Source organism: Actinomadura sp. 6N118 (assembly GCF_044326415.1).
GTDB lineage: Bacteria > Actinomycetota > Actinomycetes > Streptosporangiales > Streptosporangiaceae > Spirillospora.
In genome coordinates this window covers 496,033-521,038 of the sequence record NZ_JBIRAZ010000001.1, presented here as the reverse complement: position 1 = coordinate 521,038, position 25,006 = coordinate 496,033, and the positions used below count along the sequence as shown (strand labels likewise).

Annotated in this window: 24 protein-coding genes; 11 read left to right on the top strand and 13 right to left on the bottom strand. The window is 69.7% G+C overall.

Annotated elements, in window-relative coordinates; translation table 11 throughout:
- Window positions 1-91: 91 nt before the first annotated feature.
- The 5 genes from ACH34W_RS02300 to ACH34W_RS02280 all read right to left on the bottom strand — a co-directional run bounded on the left by ACH34W_RS02300 (window position 92) and on the right by ACH34W_RS02280 (window position 4,888).
- Window positions 92-2,317: a xanthine dehydrogenase family protein molybdopterin-binding subunit gene (locus ACH34W_RS02300; protein WP_395958965.1), complete on the bottom strand. Its 2,226-nt coding sequence runs from the start codon at window positions 2,315-2,317 to the stop codon at window positions 92-94.
- Window positions 2,314-3,294: an FAD binding domain-containing protein gene (locus tag ACH34W_RS02295; RefSeq protein WP_395958964.1), complete on the bottom strand. Its 981-nt coding sequence runs from the start codon at window positions 3,292-3,294 to the stop codon at window positions 2,314-2,316. Before ACH34W_RS02295 ends, ACH34W_RS02300 begins: the two co-directional genes overlap by 4 nt.
- Window positions 3,295-3,297: 3 nt before the next feature.
- Window positions 3,298-3,945 (bottom strand): 2Fe-2S iron-sulfur cluster-binding protein, encoded by a 648-nt coding sequence (locus ACH34W_RS02290; protein ID WP_395958963.1) that lies wholly within the window; start codon window positions 3,943-3,945, stop codon window positions 3,298-3,300.
- A 30-nt stretch (window positions 3,946-3,975) separates the two neighbouring features.
- Window positions 3,976-4,209: a hypothetical protein gene (locus tag ACH34W_RS02285; RefSeq protein ID WP_395958962.1), complete on the bottom strand. Its 234-nt coding sequence runs from the start codon at window positions 4,207-4,209 to the stop codon at window positions 3,976-3,978.
- Window positions 4,210-4,318: 109 nt separating this feature from the next.
- Window positions 4,319-4,888 (bottom strand): cyclophilin-like fold protein, encoded by a 570-nt coding sequence (locus ACH34W_RS02280; protein ID WP_395958961.1) that lies wholly within the window; start codon window positions 4,886-4,888, stop codon window positions 4,319-4,321.
- A gap of 177 nt (window positions 4,889-5,065) precedes the next feature.
- Here ACH34W_RS02280 and ACH34W_RS02275 point away from each other — a divergent pair, with 177 nt between their 5' ends.
- On the top strand, window positions 5,066-6,004 hold the full coding sequence (locus tag ACH34W_RS02275; RefSeq protein WP_395958960.1) for a helix-turn-helix transcriptional regulator: 939 nt from the start codon (window positions 5,066-5,068) through the stop codon (window positions 6,002-6,004).
- A 135-nt stretch (window positions 6,005-6,139) separates the two neighbouring features.
- Here the strand turns inward: ACH34W_RS02275 and ACH34W_RS02270 are convergent, their stop codons facing one another.
- The gene (locus tag ACH34W_RS02270; RefSeq protein WP_395958959.1) at window positions 6,140-7,459 is read right to left on the bottom strand and encodes a hypothetical protein; all 1,320 of its coding nucleotides are present in this window, start codon (window positions 7,457-7,459) and stop codon (window positions 6,140-6,142) included.
- Window positions 7,460-7,770: 311 nt separating this feature from the next.
- Between ACH34W_RS02270 and ACH34W_RS02265 the strand changes: the two genes are divergently transcribed.
- Window positions 7,771-9,342 (top strand): sialidase family protein, encoded by a 1,572-nt coding sequence (locus tag ACH34W_RS02265; protein ID WP_395958958.1) that lies wholly within the window; start codon window positions 7,771-7,773, stop codon window positions 9,340-9,342.
- Window positions 9,343-9,429: 87 nt separating this feature from the next.
- Here ACH34W_RS02265 and ACH34W_RS02260 read toward each other — a convergent pair whose 3' ends face one another.
- The 3 genes from ACH34W_RS02260 to ACH34W_RS02250 form a co-directional block, all read right to left on the bottom strand.
- Window positions 9,430-10,347, bottom strand: a complete 918-nt coding sequence (locus ACH34W_RS02260) for a CU044_5270 family protein (protein WP_395958957.1) — start codon at window positions 10,345-10,347, stop codon at window positions 9,430-9,432.
- A complete protein-coding gene (locus ACH34W_RS02255) occupies window positions 10,340-10,915 on the bottom strand; it encodes an RNA polymerase sigma factor (protein WP_395958956.1) in 576 nt (191 codons plus the stop codon). Before ACH34W_RS02255 ends, ACH34W_RS02260 begins: the two co-directional genes overlap by 8 nt.
- A 259-nt stretch (window positions 10,916-11,174) precedes the next feature.
- Window positions 11,175-11,552, bottom strand: coding sequence for a winged helix-turn-helix transcriptional regulator (locus ACH34W_RS02250; RefSeq protein ID WP_395958955.1), 378 nt, complete (start codon window positions 11,550-11,552; stop codon window positions 11,175-11,177).
- Window positions 11,553-11,659: 107 nt separating this feature from the next.
- On the opposite strand from ACH34W_RS02250, the gene ACH34W_RS02245 reads away from it, so the two are divergent.
- Window positions 11,660-12,556, top strand: coding sequence for a zinc-binding dehydrogenase (locus ACH34W_RS02245; RefSeq protein WP_395958954.1), 897 nt, complete (start codon window positions 11,660-11,662; stop codon window positions 12,554-12,556).
- Between the two features lie 91 nt (window positions 12,557-12,647).
- Here the strand turns inward: ACH34W_RS02245 and ACH34W_RS02240 are convergent, their stop codons facing one another.
- Window positions 12,648-13,274, bottom strand: coding sequence for a TetR/AcrR family transcriptional regulator (locus tag ACH34W_RS02240; RefSeq protein ID WP_395958953.1), 627 nt, complete (start codon window positions 13,272-13,274; stop codon window positions 12,648-12,650).
- Window positions 13,275-13,369: 95 nt separating this feature from the next.
- Here ACH34W_RS02240 and ACH34W_RS02235 point away from each other — a divergent pair, with 95 nt between their 5' ends.
- Both ACH34W_RS02235 and ACH34W_RS02230 read left to right on the top strand, forming a co-directional pair.
- Window positions 13,370-14,251, top strand: a complete 882-nt coding sequence (locus ACH34W_RS02235) for a hypothetical protein (RefSeq protein ID WP_395958952.1) — start codon at window positions 13,370-13,372, stop codon at window positions 14,249-14,251.
- A complete protein-coding gene (locus tag ACH34W_RS02230) occupies window positions 14,251-15,507 on the top strand; it encodes a methyltransferase family protein (RefSeq protein WP_395958951.1) in 1,257 nt (418 codons plus the stop codon). The genes ACH34W_RS02235 and ACH34W_RS02230 overlap by 1 nt, the downstream gene beginning before the upstream one ends.
- Window positions 15,508-15,533: 26 nt before the next feature.
- Here the strand turns inward: ACH34W_RS02230 and ACH34W_RS02225 are convergent, their stop codons facing one another.
- The gene (locus ACH34W_RS02225; RefSeq protein ID WP_395958950.1) at window positions 15,534-16,403 is read right to left on the bottom strand and encodes a LysR family transcriptional regulator; all 870 of its coding nucleotides are present in this window, start codon (window positions 16,401-16,403) and stop codon (window positions 15,534-15,536) included.
- 69 nt (window positions 16,404-16,472) lie between these two features.
- Here ACH34W_RS02225 and ACH34W_RS02220 point away from each other — a divergent pair, with 69 nt between their 5' ends.
- A complete protein-coding gene (locus ACH34W_RS02220) occupies window positions 16,473-17,261 on the top strand; it encodes an SDR family oxidoreductase (RefSeq protein ID WP_395958949.1) in 789 nt (262 codons plus the stop codon).
- 35 nt (window positions 17,262-17,296) lie between these two features.
- On the opposite strand, the gene ACH34W_RS02215 is transcribed toward ACH34W_RS02220, so the two are convergent.
- A complete protein-coding gene (locus ACH34W_RS02215; protein WP_395958948.1) occupies window positions 17,297-18,292 on the bottom strand; it encodes a LacI family DNA-binding transcriptional regulator in 996 nt (331 codons plus the stop codon).
- 122 nt (window positions 18,293-18,414) lie between these two features.
- Between ACH34W_RS02215 and ACH34W_RS02210 the strand changes: the two genes are divergently transcribed.
- The 4 genes from ACH34W_RS02210 (at window position 18,415) to ACH34W_RS02195 (ending at window position 22,197) form a co-directional block, all read left to right on the top strand.
- Window positions 18,415-19,434: a sugar ABC transporter substrate-binding protein gene (locus ACH34W_RS02210; protein WP_395958947.1), complete on the top strand. Its 1,020-nt coding sequence runs from the start codon at window positions 18,415-18,417 to the stop codon at window positions 19,432-19,434.
- Window positions 19,435-19,439: 5 nt separating this feature from the next.
- Complete coding sequence (locus ACH34W_RS02205) at window positions 19,440-20,444, top strand: ABC transporter permease (protein ID WP_395958946.1); 1,005 nt, start codon at window positions 19,440-19,442, stop codon at window positions 20,442-20,444.
- Window positions 20,445-20,512: 68 nt separating this feature from the next.
- Complete coding sequence (locus tag ACH34W_RS02200; protein ID WP_395959289.1) at window positions 20,513-21,268, top strand: ATP-binding cassette domain-containing protein; 756 nt, start codon at window positions 20,513-20,515, stop codon at window positions 21,266-21,268.
- Complete coding sequence (locus tag ACH34W_RS02195; protein WP_395958945.1) at window positions 21,265-22,197, top strand: carbohydrate kinase; 933 nt, start codon at window positions 21,265-21,267, stop codon at window positions 22,195-22,197. Before ACH34W_RS02200 ends, ACH34W_RS02195 begins: the two co-directional genes overlap by 4 nt.
- Before the next feature lie 62 nt (window positions 22,198-22,259).
- On the opposite strand, the gene ACH34W_RS02190 is transcribed toward ACH34W_RS02195, so the two are convergent.
- The gene (locus tag ACH34W_RS02190) at window positions 22,260-23,234 is read right to left on the bottom strand and encodes a LysR family transcriptional regulator (protein ID WP_395958944.1); all 975 of its coding nucleotides are present in this window, start codon (window positions 23,232-23,234) and stop codon (window positions 22,260-22,262) included.
- Window positions 23,235-23,398: 164 nt separating this feature from the next.
- Here ACH34W_RS02190 and ACH34W_RS02185 point away from each other — a divergent pair, with 164 nt between their 5' ends.
- Window positions 23,399-24,934: an MFS transporter gene (locus ACH34W_RS02185; protein ID WP_395958943.1), complete on the top strand. Its 1,536-nt coding sequence runs from the start codon at window positions 23,399-23,401 to the stop codon at window positions 24,932-24,934.
- Window positions 24,935-25,006 lie beyond the last annotated feature (72 nt).

Sequence of the window (25,006 nt, the reverse complement as noted above, 5' to 3'; positions counted from 1 at the left end):
CCGGGGCCTTGTGGCAAGGCCCCCCACGCGCGATATGTTGGTAGTGGCAAGGAGCGGAAATCCCTCCTTGCCCTTTTTATTGCTGCCGGTGTCACAGGAGGGCATCGATGGTGATGGGGAGGTCACGGACGCGGCGTCCGGTGGCGTGAAAGACGGCGTTGGCGATGGCGGGTGCCACGCCGACGATGACGACCTCGCCGAGGCCCTTGACGCCGATGGGGTCGGCGGTGCGGTCGTCGCCGTTCAAGTAGACGGCGTTGACGTCGGGGATGTCGGCGTTGACGGGGACGAGGTAGTCGGCCATGTTGGCGTTGACGATGCGGCCGTCGCGCGGGTCGGTGATGGTGTGTTCCAGCAGGGCCATGCCGATGCCGCCGACCATGCCGCCGATGGCCTGGCTTTCGGCGAGCTTGGGGTTGATGATGCGGCCCGCGTCGTAGACGCCGTGTATCCGCCGCACTCGTACCAGGCCCAGGCGTTCGTCGACGGCGACCTGGGCGAACACGGCGCCGTAGGCGTGGGTGGAGAACCGTTCCACCTCGTCGCCGGGGGTGTAGCCGCCGCGTGTCTCCAGGTGGGGGCGGTTGTTGCGGCCCAGCAGCTGCCGGTAGGTCTCGCCGCGTGCAGGGTTGTCGCGCAGGTGCAGGCGGCCGTTGTGGACGACGACGTTCTCGGCGGGGACGCCGTGCAGGGGTGAACCAGAGTCCTCGATGGCGAGGCGTATGGCCTGCCGGCGGAGCTTGTCGCAGGTGTCCTGGACGGCGGAGCCGACGCTGGCCATGGTCATGGAACCGCCGTGGGGCGGGGCCAGCGGCATGGTGGAGTCGCCGAGCTGGAACCGCACTTTGGGCACCTGGAGGCCGAGGGCGTCGGCGGCGAGCTGGGTCATGGAGGTGTAGGTGCCTGGGCCCATGTCGGAGGTCGCGCTCTGGACGGTCGCGGTGCCGTCGGCGTCGAGTCTGGCCAGTGCCTGGGCCGCGCCGCGCGCCGTATGGTAGGTGGCCACGGCGACGCCGGTGCCGATCAGCCAGTTCCCGTCGCGGGCAGAGCGCGGCCGGGGATCGCGTTTGCTCCAGGCGACGGCGCGGGAGCCGATGTTGAAGCACTCGCGTAGCCGCCGCGTGGAGAACGGCACCCCGGTACCGGGATCCCGGTCGGGTTCGTTGCGCAGCCGCAGGTCGATCGGGTCGATGCCGAGCTCGTAGGCGAGCTCGTCCATCGCGCATTCGATGGCGAAGGCGGCGGTGGCCGGCCCGGGGCCGCGCATCCACGTGGGGGTGTTGATGTCCAGCGGTAGCGTCCGGTAGGTCTGGCGGACATGGGGCGTGGCGTGCGTCATCCGCCCGACGTCGATCAGGCCCTCCCGGTAGTCCTCGTAGGTGGAGGTCTCGGCGCGGATGTCATGGATCGCCGCGCTCACCCGTCCGCGCTGGTCGGCACCGAGGGTGAGCTTGTATTCGGTGACGGGGCGAAAGCCCGTCCCGGTGTACATCTGCTTGCGGGTCAGCACCACCTTGACCGGGCGGCGCACCTGGCGGGCGGCCAGCGCGGCGATCGTGACGTGCGGCCAGCACCGCAGGGCGCTGCCGAACGCGCCGCCGACGAACGGCGAGATGACGTGGACCGACTCCTCCTCGATGCCGAACACCGAGGCCAGGTCGGCCCGGGTGTTGAGGACGATCTGGGTCTTGTCCCACACCGTGAGCCGGTCGCCGTCCCAGCGGGCGATGGTGGCGTGCGGCTCCATCGGATTGTGATGCTCGCGTTGGAGCCGGTAGGTCCGCTCCAAGCGGGTGTGCGCCCGCTGCAGCGCCTGATCGACGTTGCCTCGTGCGTAGTTGTCGGGGGCGTTGGGGGCGCCGGCGGGCGAACCCAGGTCGGTGGCGGGCCGCTGGGCGTCGTAGCCGACCTTCACCAGGCCGGCCGCGTGCCGGGCGATCTCCAGGGTTTCGGCCACCACGACCGCGACCGGCTGGCCGAAGAAGCGGACCCGGTCGTCCTGGAAGACCCGCAGCCGCTCCCCCCGGGCAGGGTCAGGCACGCCGCGGAACGGCCGGTAGGGCAGTTTCGGCGCGTTCAGATGGCTGATCACCTTCAGCACGCCGGGCTGGGCGAGGGCGGCCCGGGCGTCGATCCCGGTGATGCGGCCCCGGCCGACGGTGCTGGTGACGATCACGCCGTGCGCGACTCCGCGTACGGCGCCGTGGGCGTCGTGCTCGGCCGCGTAAGTGGCCTGGCCGGTCACCTTCAGCCGCCCGTCCACCCGGGACAGCGGCGATCCCGCGGCGGGCCGTGTCTGCCGGGTCTGCTGGGTCACGGCGTGCCTCCCACGGTGCGCAGTTGACGTTCGACGGTGCGTTTGAGCAGTTCGGCCTTGAAGCCGTTGTGGCGGAGCGGGCGTGCGCCGTCGGACGCGACCGCGGCGGCCTGCGCCCACAGCCGGTCCGAGGGGCGGGCGCCGACCAGCCGCCGCTCCACCGCCGTCACCCGCCACGGCACCGTCCCCACCCCGCCCGCAGTGACCCGGGCCAGGCGGATGACGCCGCCGGTGATGTGCAGGACGACTGCCGCGGAGGTGAGCGCGAACTCGTACGACTGACGGTCGCGGACCTTCAGGTACCCAGATCGCAGCGGCTGTGGATGCGGCGGGACCTCCATACCGGTGATCAGCTCGCCCGGCCGCAGGTTGTGCTCGCGGTCGGGCGTGTCGCCCGGCCGCAGCAGAAAGTCAGCTAGGGCGACGCTGCGTTCCCCATCCGGGCCCAGCAGGTGCACGACCGCGTCCAACGCCGCCAACGCCACGGCCAGGTCGGACGGATGCGCGGCCACACACGCATCCGACGTGCCCAGGATCGCGTGCGAGCGGTTGTAGCCCTCCAGGGCGGCGCACCCAGAGCCTTGCTGCCGTTTGTTGCAGTTGGCGGTGACGTCGCGGAAGTAGGTGCAGCGGGTGCGCTGCAGGATGTTGCCGCCGATGGTGGCCATGTTCCGCAGCTGGGCTGAGGCACTGAGCTCCAGGGCCTGCGAGATCACCGGGTAGGCGCTGCGCACCCGCGGGTTGGCGGCGACGTCGGACATGCGGGCCAGCGCGCCGATCCGCAGCCCGCCGCGCTCGGTGGCCTGCACGTCCCGCAGCGGCAGATCGTTGATGTCGACCAGCGTGCCGGGGCGCTCCACGGTCTCGCGCATCAGGTCGACCAGGGTGGTGCCACCGGCGATGTAGCGGCCGCCGCGTGCCCCGGCCGCCAGCGCGGCCCGGGTGTCGGAGGGCTTGGTGTAGGCGAAGGGGAACATGCCTCAACTCCTCCCGCGTGCGGTCTGCTCGACCGCGTTGACGATCTTGACGTAGCAGCCGCAGCGGCAGATGTTGCCGCTCATCCACTCCCGGATCTCCTCCCGCGAGCCGGTGTGCCCCTCCCGGATGCAGCCGACGCCGGACATGATCTGTCCCGGGGTGCAGTAGCCGCACTGGAAGGCGTCGTACTCGATGAACGCCCGCTGCAACGCGTGCAGGTCACCCTCATCGGAGGCCAGACCCTCGATCGTGGTGACCTCGGCGCCCTGGCACCGCACCGCCAGCGTCAGGCACGCGTTGACGCGGCGACCGTCCACCAGCACCGTGCACGCACCGCACGCGCCCTGGTCGCAGCCCTTCTTCGTGCCCATCAGGGCGAGCCGCTCGCGCAGCAGGTCCAGCAGGGACGTCCGGTTGTCCACTGTCAGCCGGTGTCGTTTCCCGTTCACCGTTACCGACAGCGCACTGCTGTGACCGCCGGGCGCCGCGACCTGCTCGACGGACGCGCCGGCCTGATCTGCGGCGAGTGTGGAAGGAAGCACACCCGCTGCCACGCCACCGACGGCTGTCGTCGACAGAAAACCACGCCGGGACACCCCCGACGACTCCTTCACATCGCCGCAGTCTTCTCCGGGGAGATTGGCAGACATGGAATCCTCACTTTCTCCTTCATGGAACGTTCACCCAGTGCGGGACGCCGCCGATCGGCGCATGGCGAGGAATACGATCAGGGCGAGCGCAGCGCAGATGACCTCGACAGTGGCCATGGAGATGGCGGTGTGGGGGCCGCCGAGGCCGGTGAGCAGGTCGGTCAGCACGGCGCGGGCGATGACGATGCCCGCGGCCGCAGCCAGTCCCTGGGCGAGGCGGGCGACGATCAGCAGAGCGGCGTTGGGGGCCAGGGCGCACGCCACGGTGGCCAGTCGTGCCGGTCGAAGCGGAGGGTGTAGTCGAAGCGGAGGGCCGGACGACTCCACGCATCAGTGGATCTCCTTGCCATGAGTCGCTGTCAACGCGGTCAGCTCAGCGGGCCGGTTCGATCGTCAGTTCGAAGTCCCCGCCTGCGTCGGCGATGACGTCCGGGCCGGAGTCGATCCGGCCGATGATCACGATCCCGGGCGAGGGGATCCTCGCCCCGTCGTCGCGGTAATAGATCGCCACGTCGTTGCTGGGCGCCCAGTAGCCGAGCTCTCCCGCCTCGTAGGTGCGCTGGCCGGTGCCGGCGGTGAGCGCACGCGGCAGCGCGCCGACCTTCTCCCGCCCGGCCAGGTCGTGCATGCGCAACGTCACCGGCAGCAGCGAGGCGAAGTCCCGGGCCGTTGTGGTGTCCCGCAGCGTCGCCGTCGCCTCCCGGCGCCCCTCGGCGCCGACGACCCGCAACCTGATCCGGTTCGTCCCCGAGTCCGCCGGACCGGCCGTGGCGCCGGTGGAGCCGGTGCCGCTGGTGCCGCCGGTGGGGCCTGCCGCCGGGTCCGTGTTGCTGCACGCCGCCAGCACGACGCCCGCGACCAGCAGCATCGGCGTCACCAACGCGCCGACCGGGCCTACCCCGGCCACGTGGCCGCAGAGGCGGCGCAGACGTGAAGCTCGCACGACCACTCTCCTGCAGATGTCATCGACAGGGTCCGTCTCCTGTCGGGCGACAGCGATATGCCGTCACTGTTTGCGACAAAGCCAGGAAACCCGTTTCAGCTCGTGCGTGGGAGGTCGGGTTTATCGGGGGGACAATCTCCACCCCCCTCCGGGCCGTCCGGTACCTACAGTGAAGGGGTGGACCATCGAGACGAGATCCGCGCCTTCCTCGCCAGCCGGCGCGCCAAGATCACCCCGGAGCAGGTCGGGCTGCCGGCCGGTGGACGCCGCCGGGTACCCGGCCTGCGCCGCGAGGAAGTCGCCGTCCTCGCCGGCGTGAGCACCGAGTGGTACACCCGTCTGGAACGAGGCCACATCACCGGCGTCTCCGACGACGTCCTCGACGCCGTCGCCCGGGCCCTCCGCCTCGACGACGCCGAACGCGCCCACCTGTTCGACCTGGCCCGCACCGCGGGCACCCGGCACCGCACCCGCCGCCGGCCCACCCCCAAGATCCGGCCCGGGCTGCAGCGGATGCTGGACGCCATGACCGACGCCCCCGCGATCATCCGCAACGGCCGCATGGACATCCTGGCCGCCAACCACCTCGGCCACGCCATGTACTGGCCGGTCTACCGGCACGCCGCCCCCGGTCAGAGCCCGCGCCCGGACACCACACGCACCCCCACAGCCAACATCGCGCGCTTTCAGTTCCTCGATGCGGCCGGACCCGACTTCTTCGCCGACTGGAACACCGCCGCCGACGTCACCGTCGCGCTACTGCGCACCGAAGCCGGCCGCGACCCCTACAACAAGGACCTCACCGACCTGATCGGCGAATTGACCACCCGCAGCGCCGACTTCCGCACCCGCTGGGCCCAGCACAACGTCCGCCTTCACCACTCCGGTACCAAGACCTTCCACCACCCCGCCATCGGCGACCTCACGCTCGACTACGAGTCCATGGACCTGCACGCCGACCCAGGCCTGCACCTGACCGTCTACACCACCGCCCCCGACACCTCCTCCCACGACGCCCTGCGACTCCTCGCCAGTTGGGCCGCCACCCTCGACCCCACCGACGACCAGAGCGACCAGCCCCAAGACACAGAGCCCCCGCACACCAAGCGCAACTGATACCCCGCAGAAGCGTGCCGATCCTGGGTGGACCGCTGCTCGCTCGGCCTCGGCCCTGCCGCTCCAGCCGATCGACTATGTGATACCGCACCCGACTGCCGGGAGACAGGTCAGCGGTTCTGGCTCCGCCCGAATCTACGGATGGGATGGCTGTACGACCAACGGCGGCGGCCTGTAGTCGATGAACGCGGAGCCGTCGAGCGACAGGGAGGCCGCCGCGTCGTTCAGCGATCGTGCCGTGGTGGCGTGCCAGTGGCCGGTACGGACCCGCTTATCGACGGCCTGGAGGGAGGACACGTACTCTGCGGCCGTGAAATTGCAGTGGCCGACTCGGTTCACGTACGCCTGGCGTAGGAGAGCCGATCGCCTGGCGTTGCGCACAGCGGCGGCGTACTCGTTCTCCTGCTCGACCGGGACGAGCTGGTCCGCAACGGTGTGGATGGACAAGGCCGGGACCCGGAGTCGGCCGGTGGGTTGCGAGGTCCGGGTCATCCACGCCAGCGGCTGGGGCTCGACCTGCTTGGCGGCCGCGGCGGTGAGCTGGGACAGGTCACCCTTCAGGCTCAGCCCCGCTTCGCGGTAGAGGGCCTTGATCTGCTTGAGGTTGGCCGACGACCGCAGCAGCCGGGAGTAGTTCAGCCCCTTGTTCCAGGCGTTGTCACCACCGGACGCAAGGTTGATCCAGTAGCGGGCGCCGAAGGTGAAGTTGAGAACCCCCGAGGCGAACCACTGGTACTGCTGGAGTTGCTGGGCGGTGTAGTCGTTCGGGCCCGGCGGTGTTGCCCCGGACGACCAGGCGGGCAGGTTGTGCAGCGCCGCGATGAGGGCGTTGCGGGCCCGCCCAGCGGGCGTGCTCTGGGCACTCGTCACGGCCTGGGTGAGCTTGGTTGCGGCGCTCGATGCTTCGTCCGGGCTGGTGTAGTTGGTGAGCTTGATGTTCTGACCCGGTGCAAGGAGCGTGGCCACTGCGTGCCCGGCGTTGAGCTGGTAGTTGGTGAGGTCGACGCCCCCCGCCACGATGCCGCAGGTGTTGAGCACCCCGTTGACCGCGCCGGTTTCGGCGAGCTTGGCGCTGACCAGGCCGCCCATGGACTGGCCCAGCGCGATGGTGAAGCGGGGACGTCCGATGATCGCCGAAAGGGCGTCGACGGTCCCGATCTGATCTCGTACGGCACTGTCCAGGGCCCACAGCGAACCAGGAGCATACGACGAACCCGCCAGCGCATAGCCCCGGGCGAGCAGCGCCTCACCGGCTGCCGCGCTGGGCCGGTTCTGTGCGACCAGAGGCCCGAACCCATGGCTGAACAGGACGAGCCGTCCGTTCCATCGGGCCGGCACATCCGCCACCCAGCTGGACCCGTCAGGCAGCGTGCCTGTGTAGTGGGCAGTCGCGTCGGAAGCCTGGACGACGCCTGGAGTCAGCGCCGTAACGGCCGCCGTAGCAGCGGCAATCATCGCTCGCCATAGCCGTGGCATGGACGGATCCCTTCCGGCCACAAGCGATGCCCCCGGAGACGTCATGGCCCATGCGTAAGCGGACGCCGCCGAAGCTAGACAAAATTCTGATTGCAGTCAATAGACTGCCTAACTTCCCTCCTCGCGTAGGGGCCGGAGGTGGCCCCCGAGGCCAGTACGCACGCAGCAGGGGATTTCCTGGCGGGTGTCCATTAGCGGACGTTGACAGCCCTTCATGGCGGGCGGAGTTTGGGGCTCGCTCCCGGCTTCAAGGTCGTACTCGGCAAGCTCAAGCCTCCGAGGAGGTAAGGATGCGCAGATCCGCGACAGCCCTGACAGGAGCGCTGGCCCTGGTGGTCTCTTCGGCGGTCGGTGCGGCGGCCGGCCCCATCACCGCCGGTCCCCCGGTGCAGGTCAGTCCGACCGGCAGCCCGTTCCCTGGCGCCGGCCCCACGGGAGCACCCTGCAACGGCGTGCCGGGCAGCGCTCAGACGGGCACCAACTTCCCCGGTACCGAGGTTGAGCCGTGGGTGTCGGTGAACCCGAGACTGAAGGCCAACCTGATCGGAGGCTGGCAGCAGGACCGCTGGTCCAACGGTGGCGCCAACGCCAACCTCGCCGCCTACTCCCTTGACGGCGGGCGGAACTGGCGCCTGTCGGCGCTCCAGCCCCGGCACGCACGCTGCACCGGCGGCACCGCCGCCAACAAGGGCGACTACGAGCGGGCGACCGATCCGTGGACGTCGATCTCACCCAACGGCACCGCCTACTTCATGAGCCTCGCGCTCGACATCGCGCAGGACGCCAACCACGCCATGCTGGTCAGCAGGTCCACCGACGGTGGGCGGACGTGGGGGCCCACGACAGAGCTGCGCCGTGACACCTCGCCCAACATCCTCAACGACAAGAACAGCCTGACGGCTGACCGCTTCGACTCGCGGTTCGCCTATGCCATCTGGGACCGGCTGGAGATCCCCGACGCGCAGGCCGCCGCCGCGGCCAAGACGACCGACGGGCGTGCCTTCCTCGGCCGGCGCTTCAACTCCCTGCGTTCGGCCGGGCCGGGTGCGCCCACCGAGTTCCGTGGCCCGACCTGGTTCGCGCGGACGACCGACGGCGGCCGGACGTGGCGGCGTGCCCGGCCGATCTTCGACCCGGGCGCCGGCAACCAGACGATCGGCAACCAGATCGTGCAGGCCGGCGACCGGACGCTGGTGAACGGCTTCGACCTGATCTTCGACGCGGATCAGCAGGTGAGCGACTTCAACATCGCCGCCCAGCGCTCCACAGATCGCGGTGCGTCCTGGGGCCGCCCGGTGATCGTGGACCGGCACCGGTTCGCCGGCGTGACCGACCCCACGACCGGCGCCCCGGTCCGTACGGGCGACATCCTCCCCTCGATCGCCGCCGACCCGCGCCCGGGGAGCAAGACCGTCTACATGGTCTGGCAGGACGCGCGCGCGACGGGCGGTGCCCGCGACCAGATCGCGCTGGCCAAGTCGACCGACGGCGGCCGCACGTGGCGGACCCTGTCGTACGGCATCAACAAGGTGACCTCGACGCAGGCCTTCACCGCCGCGATCGCGGTGCTGCCCGACGGCACGGTCGGCGTACTCCACTACGACTTCCGCAACGACAATGCCGCGGCACCGCTCACAACCAGCACCCTGCTGCTGCACTCACACGACGGCGGCCGGACCTTCAGCGAGACGAAGATCGGTGCCGACTTCGACATGTCCGGCGCCGCTGCGGCAGGAGGCTTCTTCGTCGGCGACTACATCGGACTCGGCACCAGCCCTGGGAGATTCCATCCGTTCTACGGGGTCGCCACCGGCACACCCGCAGCGCCCGCCGGCAACATCTACGCCACCACCGCCCGATAACCGCCGCCCGATAACCGCCGCCGGGGAATGGACCAACAGACGCCGAAGCCGCGGGCCCGCACGATCCGTGCGGGCCCGCGGCCAGTGTCACGGTGCCTGATCCTCGATGGGGACGACCTTCCACTTCGGCAGAGCGTTGGTCCATTCACCTGTCGCCGTTGAGGGTCCTGTGCGGTAACCGTCGTCGGTGAAGCCCTGGGCGCTCGTCTGAGCGGTGGTGGGATCGACGACGAATCTGGAGCCGCCGCCGCCCCAGGCGAACACAATGCCGTACCCGCCCTCCACCTTGCCCGTGCTCTTGACGTTCGGCAGTGTCGCCAGGGCCCGGAACGCGGCGGCGCGCACCTTCGGCGGAGCCGGTGCCCGGCTGATCAGTTCCATCAGCTTGCCGAGCATATGGCTGGCCTCGTCGTCGGCTGTGCGGGGGGGACCCGGCTCGTCGGTGGTAGCGGGCTCGATCTTGGCGAGCACGGCCTTCAGCCGTTTCGGGTCGGTGGGCAGCTCGGCGAGCTTGTCAAAGCTGAGGCCGAACCTGGTCGTCCAGTGCTTGGGCCTGCCCTTGTTCGAGTCCCTGCTGATCAGGCCGGTCTTGTAGCTGACCCAGGACTGACCGTCGCGACGGGTCCAGATGGTCACCGCTGTTTCGACGGCGCCATCTGCTCTCGAGTGCACCTGCGTCATCTTCCAGTACGTGCCTGCGCTTGCCGGCTTTTTCTCGGCGGTGGCGGCAGCGGCGAGCAGCACGGCGCGTCCGTCCAGCACCGTGGCGGTGGACGGCGGGCTGTGCGGCGAGGCGGGGTTCTCCTCCGGGAGGGCTGCGACCGCGACCGCCGCAGTCGCCGTCACGGCTGCCGCACCCAGGATGATCGCGGGTCGTACGATCCTGCGCCGAAGGGGAACGTGGCCGTTCATCCTCTGTCGAAGCGCACGCATGCTGTTGTCGACTACTTCCTGACTCGGCTCGGGCTCCGCCAGCAGCGTGCCGAGCAGCCGGATCTCATCCATGTTCTTTCTCCTGTCCGATCGCCTGGTGCAGTTTCTTGCGGGCGCGGCTGAGCCGGGAGCCCACCGTTCCCTGAGAGATGCCGAGCGCCGCGGCGACCTCGTCGTAGCTGAGCTCAGCGAGGGCGATGAGCAGCACGACGTCGCGTTCGCCCCGCGACAACCTGGTGAGGGCCTTCGCCAGTGCCGGCTGCATCCGCGCGGCCGACACCGAGGTGAGGACGCGGTCCTCGTGGCTGTCGACGGCGGCGGAACCGGGCACCGCCCGGCTCAGGGCCCGGTAGCGGCGGGCCTCGGCGCGCCGGTGCCGGGCGACCAGGTTGGTGGCGATCCCGAACAGCCAGGCGCGCAGATTCCCGCGCTCCGGATCGAACCGGTCGCGGTCCTCGAAGGCGATGCAGAACGTCTCGGCAGCCAGATCCTCCGCCTCCTGGACGTCCAGGCGACCGGCCACATAGCGGTATATGTGCAGGAAGTACCGCTCGTGAACCGCGGTGAACAACTCGGGATCCCGCTGGAACCGGTCCACCAGTTCGGCGTCGGACGCACGTTCACCGACCTCGGCGGTCACGTCACACTCTCCGTCATAGAGAACCTTTCCAAGGGGGTAGCGGCCGGACTGTCCCCCATAGTTCGCCGTAAGCCCAGATCGTCTTCCACGAGACACTCAAATGACGCAGTCCCTGGGCTCGACGACGCACACGCGGCCGATCATCTTGACGAACTCATCGCCGAGTTCCCGGCAGGAGCACAATGCTCGACACTCGCGAAGCCCTCTACCAGGCATGGGCCAACGGCGAGATCGTGTAACGGGGCGAGTTGATTTCGGATCAGGCGGTGTTGCGGTCGTAATCCTCGCGGGCTCTGTCCACCTCGGCCATGTGGGCCTCGGCCCACTCCTTTAGGTGGCGAATCGGGTCCAGCAGGGATAGGCCCAGCGGCGTGAGCTCGTAGTCGACGCGGACGGGCACCGACGGGGTCACCGTGCGGGTGAGCAGACCGTCACGTTCGAGACCCCGCAAGGTCTGGGTCAGCATCTTCTGGCTCACCCCGTCGATCCGTGTGGAGAGCTCGGAAAAGCGCATCGGACCCTCCAGGCCCAGTGCCACGATCACCAGGCTCGCCCACTTGTTGCCGATCGTGTCGAGCAGCCGGCGGCTGGGGCAGGAGGCGGCGAACGCATCGAACCGCGCGTCAGCAGTGGTCATGTCCATGGCCTACCCCTGGGTACCTACACCACTTCAAAGTGCCTTCTTCCGAATAGAGAGTAGGTCACCCATGGTTAGGAGAGCCACCTACTCGAAGGAGATTCCTTATGCCGCTCGCATTGGTGTCCAAGCCCGACGCCCCCGCCCCCATTCTCGAAGAGGTGACGCTGCCCCGGTTGGGGCCCGGTGACCTGCGGGTCGCTGTCACGGCGGCATCGGTCGATCCCGTCGACACCCTCTTCGCCGGCGGACCGGCGCGGGCGATCTTCGGACTCACCGGCACGGTCGGCCTCGGTTGGTCCCTCACCGGCGTCGTCACCGAGACCGGTGCCGAAGTAACCGGCTTCTCGGTCGGTGACCCGGTCGCCGCCGCGCACAGCGACTTCACGGCCCCGGTCCGCGCGCACGCCGAGGAGACCGTTGTACCGGCGGCGGTAGCTGCGCTGCTGCCGGATGTCCTTGATCCGGTCGGTGCGGCCTCCCTCCCGCTCAACGCCTTGACCGCAGCGCAGATGGTCGACCGGCTCGGCCCTGCCGATGGGCGGACCCTGCTGGTCACTGGCGCCGCCGGCGCCGTGGGCGGGTACGCCGTCGCGCTGGCCGCGCACGCCGGCTGGACCGTCACCGGGCTGGCACGCGAGTCCGACCGCGACTTCGTGCTGAGAGCCGGGGCTCGCGCGCTCGTCACGCAGATGCCGGGGCCGTCGTTCGACGCCGTTGTCGACGGCGCAGTCCTGCACGCGGCGGCGCTCGGCGCGGTCCGCGACGGCGGGACGTTCGTCGGCGTGATGTCGGCGTCTCCTGCGACGTCCGAGCGTGGCATCGAGGTCGGCATCCTGAGCGTCCAGCCCGACGGTGCCAGGCTCGCCGACCTGCTCGCCCTCGCCGCGTCCGGCGTCCTGGAACTGCGGGTGGCCGGCCAGGTACCGCTGGCCGAAGCCGCCACGGCGTACGACAAGGTCGCCGGCGGCGGGCAGCGGGGGCGATGGTTGCTGGTGCCGTAAGGACGCGACCGACCGCACCCGCCTCCTCCGCGACAACGTCGGACCGGCCCATCACGAGCAGGGGCCACTCCGGCCACCCCGGCTAGTCCGGCTACTCCGCAGACTTCTGTTTACGGCGCGGGAGGCGCATGGTGAGAAGTTTTGCCCGGGGCGCCACCCGGGCCGCCAGGTTGAACAGCGACTCGGTGCGGGTGCGGTCGGCGTCCAGGTGAGTGAACAGGTTGACGCCGAGGTAAAAGGTGATCGCCGCATAAGCGAGGTCGCGGGGCGGCATCAGCTTGGCCAGCGGAGAGCCGCCGATCACCCGCTCCAGTGTCTGCTCCACGAACTCGATCCAAGGCTCCGCCCTGGCGACGATCTCCTTCTGGAGTTCGGGACGCGCGATGCTGGCCCCGACCAGCTCGGAGAACAGCGTGATGTGGCCGCCCTCGAGGTCCGCCCGGTAGATGCCCGTGGCCGCCTCGACCAGTTCCTCCAGGGTCTTGGCACCGGCGACGGCTTCCCGGTGGGCGGCCATGCGTTCCTGCGACGACCGGTCCAGCGCGGCGAGCAGCAGGGGGTCCACGCCGCCGAAGTGGTAGAAGATCAACGCCGAGTTGCAGCCGGCCGCCCTGGCGATCGTCCGCGCGCTCGTACCCGCGTACCCCTCGGTCCGCAGGGTGTGCGCGGCCGCCTCGAGGATCCGCTCCTTGGTCTCCGCACTGTTGTGCTTGCTCATCTCCCGCGCTTCCAGGTTGACAACCGGGCCCTCCTTCATCATACGGTTTAATCACTCGGTTAAATCGACCGGTTAAAACGGAGAATCGAGGCCCCATGGTCGCCCCCGAGCCCGGACGGCAGCGGTCCGCGCGGCGCACCCTGCTGGCCGTCGTGGCCGCGCTCTTCGCTGCGATCCTGGCCTACAAGATCCTCAAGGCGGGCGGGCTGGAGCAGACCGCGCTGTTCTACGTCGGAATCCCCGCTCTCATCGCGCTCACCGTCGTGCAGACGGCGCGGCCACGGAGCACGCTCGGGACGATCATGGCGACCATCACGGTCGGGCTCGCACTGGCCGGACCGCTGCTCGGCGAAGGCGTCGTCTGCCTGATCGTCGCTGCCCCGCTGCTCTACCTGGTGGGTGCGATCGTGGGGCTGCTCGCCGATTGGGCCGGCCGACGCCGCGGCATGCATGCCCTCCTGATCGTTCCGCTGCTGCTCACCGCCGAGGGGACGGCCGTCGGCCTGCCGCGCGGCGGTGAGGTGACGGTCACTAGGACCGCATCCGCCGGAACCGACGTAGAGCGGGCCCTGGCCGCCGCGCCGGAGTTCGGCCCGATCCCGTCGCGGCTGCTGCGGCTCAAGTTCCCCAAGCCCGTCCGCGCGGACGGCACCGGACTCGACATCGGCGCCACCCGTCTCATCACCTTCACGCCACGTAAGTCGCTCGGGATCGGCGCCCACCCAGAGGCCCGATCCATGGAGCTCAAGGTCGTCCGGCGCGAGACGGGCCGGGTCGTCTTCGCGATCACCAAGGACACCACGCTGGCCCGCTGGCTTGAGCTCAAGGAGGCCGAGTTCAGCTGGAACAAGGCCCGGCTGAGCGTCACCCTGCGCTATTCCCGTACGTTCGACCCGTCCTGGTACTTCGGCCCAATCCAGCAGCACGCCATGCGGGAGGCCGCCGCCTACCTGGCCGAGACGTTCACGGCGCCGTGATGGATCCGGCACTGGTACGCGGCGTCGCGCTGTTCGGGCCGGTCCTGGTGCTGATGGGCCTGCTCCGATACCGGCCGCCGGGGCCCGGGGAGATCGCCGCCCTGATCCTGGCCATTTCCTGGAACGCAGTGACGCTGACCGGCGTGAACGTCCTGGCGCTCCGGGCCGGCTGGTGGACGTTCGCCGCAGAAGGCGGCACCCTCGGCGGCGTACCGCTCGACCTGCTGCTCGGCTGGGCCGTCCTGTGGGGCGGGCTGGCCGTGCATGCTCTACGCCGGCTGCCGCCGCTGCCACTGCCGCTGCCGTTGGTCGTGGGCTTGGCGGTTTGGATCGATCTCGCCGTGATGCCGCTCGGGGAGCCGGTCCTGCTGCTCGGGGACACCTGGCTGACCGGCGAGGCCGTCGCGGTCGCCGCGGCGCTGGTGCCCGGGCTGCTCTTGGCCCACTGGACGATCACCAGACGTCATCTCATGCTCAGGGTGCTGCTGCAGGCCGTGCTGGCGACCGGCCTCATGATCGCGCTGCCCGTTGCGCTGAGCCGAGTGCCCGACCGTCCCGGCTGGGCGCTCGGCCTGGCGGCCCAACTCGTGATCGTCCCCGGGGCACTGGTCGCAGCCGCCGTCTGGGAGTTCGCGCGGACCGGACGTGGCACGCCTCTCCCCTACGATCCCCCGGTCCGGCTGGTGACCACCGGCCCGTACGCCTACGTCCGCAACCCCATGCAGACGAGCATGGCCGCCGCGTACCTGATCCTGGCCCTGCTGGACGTCCGCTTCCTCCTCGCGGCAGTCGTGGCCCTCTCCTATGGCGCAGGCCTTGCCGCCTGGCACGAGAACGAACAGTTGCACACCAGATACGGCAGCGCATGGACCGCCTACCGCAACGCCGTCCGACCTTGGCTGCCACGCCTGCGCCCGTTCCACGGCATGCAGCCCGCCGTCGTCTGGATCGCCGACGACTGCGACCGCTGCTCCCCGGTAGCGACCTGGATACTCCGGCGCCGCCCGATCGCCCTGACAGTGCGCCCCGCCGAAGACCATCCCGACGGAATCCGCCGCATGACTTACGAACGGGCCGACGGCACCCGCGCCGAAGGCGTCGCGGCGTGGGCCCACGCCGCCGGACATCTCCACCTGGGCTGGGCGCTGCTCGGCTGGACACTGAACCTGCCCGGCCTCAACCACTTCGCACAACTATGCGCCGACACCTTCGGCTCCGGACCAGCCGCACAGCCAGCCAGACGACCGGCAAGGTGAAGGACGCGACAGCGCGTTCGCAGCAGTCAGTTAGAGCACTCGAGTGCCGTCTGGAGGAATCGGGAGATCCAAGGCGACCGGCTGCCCGCCGGCCAGAGGGCCAGGGTCCGGTACGGCGCCGCGTCGGGCACTGGGCGGTACGTCACGTCCGGCCGGACGTTCCTGGCGGCCAGCGACGAGGGCACCAACGCCACGGCCTGACCGAGGGCGACCACCTCCAGCAGCTGGGCGCTGTCCCGTACGACCGGGCCGTCGGCGGGCCGATCGGGGTTTCCCAGCCAGTAGTGGCTGTCGACACCCGTCGAGTCGCCCCATCGGGGAGCCGGCTCATCGACCAGGTCGGCGATGCTGAGGACATCGCGTCCCGCCAGCCGGTGTTCTGGGGTGAGCGCGGCGACGCGTGGTTCGGTCGCCAGCAGTTCGGTGTCGAGGTCGTAGCCGTCGAAGCAGGCCGCGATCGCCATGTCCGCGCGCCCGTCGCGAACCATGTCGGCCTGCTCGCCGAACCCGCTCACGACCACCCGCAGCTCCGGTGTGTCCGGCTCAGTGCGGAACCGTTCGCAGACCCGATGCAAAAGCTCCGTGGCCACCCCAGGTTTGGCGGTGACCACGAGCTTGCGGCCGGGGACGCCCGCATGCCGCGTCCGGCGCACGGCAAGGTCGAGGGCGGCCAAGACGGCGGCGGCCTCCTTGGCGAGGACTTCGCCGGCGGGCGTCAGCGCCAGCCGTCGGTCGGTGCGATCGAAGAGAGCGACACCGAGCCGGCGTTCCAGCTGGCGCATGGCCCGCGACAGCGGCGGCTGAGCGATGCCGAGCCGCTTGGCTGCGCGGGTGAGGTTCAAGTCTTCGGCGACCGCACAGAAGTAGCGCAGCTCGCGGAATTCCGGCTCCGGCATACCTCCAGGGTATGGGACGGTACCCGATTGATCTTTTCCTCCCGGCGCGCGAGCGGCTGGGATGGGGCCATGAACTCGAACGACGTGGCGCTCGTGACCGGCGGCAACAAGGGCATCGGCCGGGAGATCGTCCTCCGCCTCGCCCAGCGCGGCTTCACCGTCTACCTCGGCGCCCGCGATCCAGAACGCGGCCGTTCAGCCGTCGAAGAACTGACCGGAGCGGCAGCGGCGCAGACCGAGGAGCCGGCCGCTCCGGGCGGCGGGCTGGACATCCGGTTCGTGTGCCTCGATGTGACTGACCCGCGATCCGCCGAGGCGGCCGTCACGACGATCGAGACGGAGGCGGGACGGCTGGACGTGCTGGTCAACAACGCCGGGACAATGCTCGAGTGGGGTCTCCGGCCAGCCGATGTCGGCGCCGCACAGCTCCGCGAGGTGTACGAGGTCAACGTCTTCGGCGTCGTCACGGTGACCTCGGCCTGCCTGCCTCTGCTCCGCCGCTCCTGGAACCCGCGGATCGTCAACATGTCCAGCGGACTCGGATCGCTCACGCTCCTGAGTGACCCGGCGAACCCTCTGTCGACCCGCGCCTTCCTCGGATACAGCTCTTCCAAAGCCGCTCTCAACGCACTGACCCTGATCTACGCCAACGCCCTGCGCGCCGACGGCGTCAAGGTCAACGCTGCCAGCCCGGGCCTTGTGCCAACGGACCAGAACGCCGCCGCGACGTTCCCCCGCGGCGAACGCACCACAGCCGATGGCGCCGCCGTCCCGGTCCTGCTCGCGACGCTCCCCGCAGACGGCCCCACAGGCACCTTCCGCGGCCCAGACTCCCTGGAAGAGGTCATCCCCTGGTGAATCCGCCGGGGTTATACAGGCGCACCTCGCCCGACCTAACGCACGCAGCCGCAGGAGTCGCGGTGCATGAAACGGGGCTTGAGACGGACGGTGCGCGGCGGCTGGTCGGGGTCGGCGATCCGTTCCGCCAGCAGCTGGACGGAGCGCGTCGCCATCTCCCCGATCGGCTGGGCGATCGCGGTCAGCCTGGGACGGAAGATCGAAGCCCACTCGAAGTCGTCGAACATCGTCAGGGCGACGTCGTCCGGGACGCGTATCCCCTGTTTGTCCAGCGCCCGCATCACCCCGATCGTCATGTGGTTGTTGGCCACGAACAGAGCTGTCGGCGGGTCGGGCAGTTCCATCAGCGCCAGGGCGGCCGCCTCGGCCGCCGTGGCGTTGGAGTGTCCCGGCCCGACCAGCACCGGGTCGAACGCCAGTCCGGCGCGAGCCAGGCCCGTCTGGTAGCCCTTGAAGCGCTCGGTGGAGGTCATCAGCCCCTCCCGTCCGGCGACGATGCCGATCCTCTGGTGTCCGAGCTGCGCCAGATGCAGCACCAGGTGGGCGCTGGACTCGATGTTCTCACTGCCGACCTGGTCGAACCGGGGTGACGCGCACCGGTCCACCAGCACCGTGGGGATGCTCAGCTCGTCCAGGTAGCGCAGCGCGGCTGATCCGGGTCCGTGCGCCTGGGTGGCCAGCAGGATCCCGTCGACCCGCCGCTGATGCAGCGCCTGCACGACCTTGAGTTCCTCTTCGGCGTCGTCATGGGTGTCGGTGAGCAGCAGCGTGTAGCCGGCGAGCCGCACCTGCGTCTCCAGCGCCGCGACCAGGTCGGCGAAGTAGAAGTTGGAGATACCCGAGATCGCCAGCCCGATCGACTTGGTGCTGGAGGTGACCAGGGAGCGGGCGACGGTGTTCTGGATGTAGCCGGTCGACTCGATCGCCGCCAGGACCTTGTGCCGGGTCGGATCGGCCACGAAACGGGTCCCGTTGATCACATGCGACACGGTCGAGATCGAAACTCCGGCCTGACGTGCGACATCAGCCATCGTGGCCATACTCGACTCCTAGATCAAAGCGTTTGCGCAAACGCTTGCGCGAACGTTTTCGTGTGAGCAAGATAACGCCACGCGCAACCGGGGCGAAACCCCGACGTCACCGAGGAGAAATCATGATCCGCAGAGGCATCGCCCTCGCCGCGATCGGAGCGCTCGCGTTCACCGCGGCCGCCTGTGGTGAAGGCTCGAAGGGGTCCGGCTCCGGCGGCACCGCCAAGGTCGGCCTGATCACCAAGACCGAGACCAACCCGTTCTTCGTCAAGATGCGCGAGGGCGCGCAGAAGCAGGCCGCCGCCGACGGCCTGCAGCTCATGACCGCCGCCGGCAAGTTCGACGGCGACAACGAAGGCCAGGTCACCGCGATCGAGAACATGGTCGCGGCGGGCGTCAAGGGCATCCTGATCACCCCCAGCGACACCAAGGCGATCATCCCCGCGATCGCCAAGGCCCGCGCCAAGGGCGTGCTGGTCATCGCGCTGGACACGCCGACCGAGCCGCAGGACGGCACCGACGCGCTGTTCGCCACCGACAACTTCAAGGCCGGTGAGCTGATCGGCCAGTACGCCAAGGCCAAGACCGGCGGCGCCACCCCGAAGATCGCGATGCTCGATCTCGCGCCCGGCGTCAGCGTCGGCATCCTGCGCCACAACGGCTTCCTCAAGGGCTTCGGCGCGGCCAACGTCGACGCCAAGGCGAGCAAGGCCGTCACCGCGCCACAGGTGGTCTGCGCCGCCGACACCGCCGGCGACCAGGCCAAGGGGCAGAGCGCGATGGAGACCTGCCTGCAGAAGGCCCCCGACCTCAACATCGTCTACACCATCAACGAGCCCGCCGCGCTCGGCGCCTACACCGCCCTCAAGGCCAAGGGACTCGAGAAGAAGGTGCTGATCGTCTCGGTCGACGGCGGCTGCACCGGCGTCAAGGGCGTCAAGGACGGCCAGATCGCCGCGACCTCGCAGCAGTACCCGCTGAAGATGGCCTCGCTCGGCGTGGACGCCGTCGCCAAGTTCGCCAAGGACGGCACCAAGACCTCCGGCTACACCGACACCGGCGTCACCCTGGTGACCGACAAGACGGTGCCGGGCGTGGAGGCCAAGGACACCGCCTTCGGTCTGCAGAACTGCTGGGGCTGAGCACCGTGACCTCTTCCAACGCCAGTTCCGTCGCCAGCCGGCTGCGGGGTGTCTCCCCGCGGCTGGCGATCCCCGGCGGCTCCACCATCGGGCCCATCGTGGCCTTCCTGCTGGCCTGCGCCTTCTTCACGACCCAGTCCTCGCAGTTCCTGTCCGGCGGCAACCTGGCCCTGGTGATCCAGCAGGTCATGGTCGTCGGGACCCTGGCCATCGGCCAGACCCTGATCATCCTGACCGCCGGGATCGACCTGTCGTGTGGGGCGATCATGGCGTTCGGCGGGATCGTCATGGCCAAGCTGGCCGTGGACACCGGGATGCCGCCGCTGCTGGCGATCGCCGCCGGGATCGCCGTGTGCGCCTCGTTCGGCCTGGTCAACGGACTGCTGGTCACGAGGGTGTCGCTGCCGCCGTTCATCGTCACCCTCGGCATGCTCAACGTGGCGTTCGCCCTCACCCACATCTACTCCGACGAGCAGACCATCAGCGGGCTGCCCACAGAGCTGACCGCGCTCGGCAACACCTTCCCGCTCGGCAGGACCGACGTCACCTACGGGTCGGTGCTGATGATCGTGCTGTTCGCGGTGTTCGCCTACATCCTCAGCCAGACGGCCTGGGGCAAGCATGTGTACGCCGTCGGCAACGCCCCCGAGTCCGCCCGTCTCACCGGCATCCCCGTCCGGCGCCGTCTGCTGGCCGTCTACACGATCGCCGGCGCGGTGTACGGCATCGCGGCGCTGCTGCTCATCGCCCGCACCGGCGTCGGCGACCCCAAGGCCGGCCAGACCGACAACCTCGACTCCATCACCGCGGTCGTGCTGGGCGGCACCTCACTGTTCGGCGGGCGCGGCCTGGTCATCGGGACGCTGATCGGCGCGCTGCTGGTCGGGGTCATCCGCAACGGCCTCCAGCTGATGGGGGTGCCGTCGATCTACCAGATCCTCATCACCGGCATCCTGGTGATCCTGGCGGTGACCGTCGACCAGCTCTCCCGCAAGAGGTCCCAGCGATGAACCAGAAACCAGCGGCGAACGAGAACCCAGCGGCGAACCAGGAAGCCGGGACGGACAAGGAGACCGGCATGATCCAACCGGTCATGAAGGCGCGTGGCCTGGTCCAGCGGTACGGGCCCGTCACCGCGCTGGACGGCTGCGACTTCGACCTGCTGCCGGGCGAGGTGCTGGCCGTCATCGGCGACAACGGCGCCGGCAAGTCCTCCCTGATCAAGGCGTTGACCGGGGCGGCCCGTCCCGACGAGGGAAAGATCTGGCTCGACGGCAGGGAGGTGCACTTCAAGTCGCCGCTGGACGCCCGCCGTCAGGGCATCGAGACCGTCTACCAGAACCTGGCCGTCGCTCCCGCCCTCGACATCGCCAGCAACCTGTATCTGGGCCGCGAAAAGCGCCGTAAGGGCGTGCTCGGCACCGTGTTCAGGATGCTCGACAAACCAGCGATGAAGGCCGCCTCAGCCCGGCACATGAGCGAGCTCAACATCGGCCTGCAGTCCATGAGCGGCGCGGTGGAGAACCTGTCGGGCGGGCAGCGTCAAGGTGTCGCCGTCGCCCGCTCCGCCGCGTGGGCCAGCCACGTCGTCATCATGGACGAGCCGACCGCCGCACTGGGCGTCAAGGAATCCGCCCAAGTGCTGGAGCTGATCGGCAAGGTCCGCGACCGCGGCTTGCCTGTCGTGCTCATCAGCCACAACATGCCGCACGTGTTCGAGATCGCCGACCGGATCCACATCCAGCGGCTCGGCCGCCGTGCGGGCGTGGTGAAGCCGTCAGACCATACGATGTCCGATGTTGTCGCGATCATGACCGGAGCCGTCCAAATATGATCACGGTCATCGGGGAGACCGTGGCGGACACCTTCGTGCCCGCCCACCAGCCGACGCCGGGCGCACTCGACCTGCGGGTGCGCCCGGGCGGCGGGCCGGCCAACACCGCCGTCGCCCTCGGCAGGCTCGAAGCACCCGTCACCTTCGCCGGGCGGATCCCGGCCGGCCCGCTGGGCGACCTGCTCCGCGCCTACCTCAGCGACTCCGATGTCGACCTGTCCCGGGCCGTCACCGCCGCCGAACAGGCGACGCTGGCGCTGGCGGCCGTCGACGGGGACGGTCACGCCCGGTACTCCTTCTACGCCAACGGCACCGCCGACTTCCAATGGACCGCCGGGGAACTCGCCGCGGCCACACCGCCCGAAGCAGCCTGCGTCCACGCCGGGTCGCTGGCCCTGGCGCTGGAACCCAGCGGTCCACTGATCGAAAAGCTGCTGCACGAACGCCGCACCACATCGACGATCTCGATCGACCCCAACATCCGCCCCGGCATCGTCCCCGCCGACCGGTACCGCCGGCTGCTGCCCGGCTGGACCTCGGTCGCCGACGTGTTCCGGCTCAGCTCCGACGACCTGGCCGTGCTCCGCCCCGGAGCGAGCCTGCCGCAGGCATGCGACGACTGGCACGCCGACGGCGTCCGCCTCGTCGTCATCACCTGCGGAGCCGACGGCGCCTACGCCTCCCTGGACGGGCAACGTTTCCAGGTCCCCGCCCGTCCCGTCACCCCGGTCGACACCGTCGGCGCCGGTGACGCCTTCACCGCCGGCCTGCTCTACCGCCTCCACACCGGCGGGGCCCTCGGCGAACGGCTCACCGACCTCAGCCCCGACCTGCTCACCAGGGCCCTGACCTTCGCCTCCGACGTCGCCGCCGAAACATGCCGCAAGCAAGGCGCAGACCCGCCCCGCCTCGCCGACCTGGCCGCCTGAACGACCGGAAGCGGTAAAGCGCGGAGCATGATCACGATCGGCCGGCAGGGGCGGCGGGCGGTCTACCATTCGCCCTGTTCGATGATCTGCATCTCCACTCCCTGGGGGCGGTTGGCGGTGGTGACCTCGGCGAACGCTCGTATCGTGGCGGTCTCGGCGGCGGTCATCCACATCGGCACCAGATGCTTGGGCGCCGCGTCGCGCAGGGGAATGAGCGCGAGTCCCTGCTGCGGGAAATGGTCCATGAGCGCGATGATGCTGACGTAGAGGCCGCGTCCCCTGGCGACGAGGAACAGCAGGTCTTCGACCGTGCGCTCCCGGCCGCCGCCCATGGTGAGCAGGTCGTCGGCCGTGTAGCGGAGGGCGCGGCCGGACGGGGTCGAACGCTCCGTCCACAGCTCCCGGATCTCCGGGCGGACGGTGTTGCTCGGGTTGAGCAGTTCGTAGTCCGCCAGATCGTCCCAGGTCACGCTCTCGAACGCGGTCAGCGGATGTCCCTCCGGGACGACGACCGCGCGAGGCGTGCTGATGAACGTGGAGCCGACGGTCAGGCCCGCGGCGGCAACCACCTTCGGATCGCCGCCAGGGGCCCAGCCCACGATGATGTCGTACTCCCCCGAGGCGAGAAGATCGTAGGGAATCAGCGCGGCAGGGAGCGGGACGGAACCGACCTCCACGCTGCAGTCGGGATGGCGCGCCTCGAAAGCGGCCACCACCGGCGCGATGTAGCCGCCGGATCCCGGGAGGAAGCCGACCCGTAACCGGCCGCCGACGCTGGTCGCCGCCTCTCGGCAATCCCGGAGAGCGCCCATGAGCTGCTCGTAACCCGCCAGGGCTTGGGTGCGGAACCGTTCGCCGAGCACCGTGAGCTGGACCTGGCGGCTGGAACGCACGAACAGCGCGGCACCGATCTCACGTTCCAGCGAACGGATCATCTGGCTCACCCTGCCCTGCGTCACACCTAAGCGCGCGGCTGCTCTTCCGAAATGCAGTTCATCGGCCACGGCGAAGAACGCCTCGACCACACGAAGTTCCATGCTTTTCCTCCCTGCGGAAGCTCCATGGTGGAACGTCTGCGTTCCACCATGCCTGCCTCGGGGCTTAAACCGGCAATTTGATGGTTGGCCGTCGAAGGGCGCTGGTCGGTGGGCCGTTGACTGCGAAAAGTCTCCGGGACGGCTTCAACGAAACACTGGAAGTCATGGATGTCGAAGACAAGAAATCGCAGATGGCGGAGCCTGCCGGCGGGCAGCGAGGTGGACGTTCGCGGTGGTGGACGCTCGCGGTGGTGAGCGCGGCGCAGCTGCTGGTGGTCCTGGACGGCACGATCGTGAACATCGCGCTCCCGTCGGCACAGCGGGCGCTCGGAATGTCGGACGGGAACCGGCAGTGGGCGATCACCGCCTACGCGCTGGCCTTCGGGGGGCTGCTGCTGATCGGCGGCAGGGTCAGCGGCGTGCTCGGTCACCGGCGCGCGTTCGTGATCGGGCTGGTGGGCTTCGCCGGCTCGTCCGCGCTGGGCGGTGCGGCCGTCGATTCGCTGATGTTGTTCGGGGCCCGGGCGCTGCAGGGGGTGTTCGCCGCCTTGCTCGCGCCCGCAGGGTTGTCACTGCTGGCCGGTACTTTCACTCAGGCCCGTGAACGCGGCCGGGCGTTCGGTGTGTTCGCCGCCGTCGGCGCGGCGGGGTCGGCGGTCGGTTTGATCGCCGGTGGCCTGCTGACCGAGTACGCGAACTGGCGATGGTGCCTGTACATCAACGTGCCCATCGCGCTGCTCGCCGTACTCGGGGTGACGCTGGTGCCGGCGGACCGGCCGATCGCCGGGCGGGGACGGCTGGACGTCGCCGGGGCGCTGCTCAGCCTCGCGGGATTCGCCGCTGTGGTGTACGGGTTCAGCCGGGCCGAGCCGCTCGGGTGGGGCTCGGCCGAGGTGCTGGTGCTGCTGGCCGGTGGCGTGGTGCTGCTGGCCGCGTTCGTCGCCGTCGAGGTCCGGGCGGCCCATCCGCTGCTGCCGATGCGGGTGCTGCTGCACCGCGCACGCGCCGGTGCGTTCTTGGCCATCACGCTGATGTTCGTGGCGATGTTCGGTTTCTACCTGTTCATGAGCTACTACACCCAGACGGTGCTCGGCTATTCACCGGTCCAGGCGGGCTTGACGCTCATCGTCAATGCGCTGGCCGCACTGGCCGGGTCCATGCTCATCGCCGGGAAGCTGCACGGCCGTGTCCCGCCTGCTGCGCTGCTGGTGCCGGGGCTGCTCGCCGCGGCTGCCGGGATGCTGATCCTCACTCGCCTGACGGCTGACAGCACCGATGTGTTCGTCTTCTACCTGCTTCCCGCGCTGGTGCTGACCGGGCTCGGGCTTGGCTGTGTCATGCCTCCGACCGCCAGCTTGGCCACCGAGGGCATGCAGGGACATGACATCGGAGCCGCCTCGGCCGCCTACAACGCCGCGCAGCAGCTGGGCGCCGCCCTGGGCACCGCACTGCTCAACACGCTGGCCGCCAGTGCCACCGCGGCCTACCTCGCCTCGCATCCGCGCACCGACGCGGCCACCGTGCACGGCTACACGACGGCCTTGATGACCGCGTTCGCCATCCTGCTGGCCGCCGCGTTCCTCACCGCCGCACTCCTCGTCACCCGCCGCAGCCGCAGCACCCGCCGCACCCGGCCAGATGGACCACGGCAGGAGGCGCAGGAGAAGACAGCAACCTCGTCCATCTCCGCGCATCGCTGAGGCACATTTGACGCAAGACGTGGGGCCCTCGCCGACAACTGTCTGTCGAGGGCCCTGCTTCGGCTTCGCAGG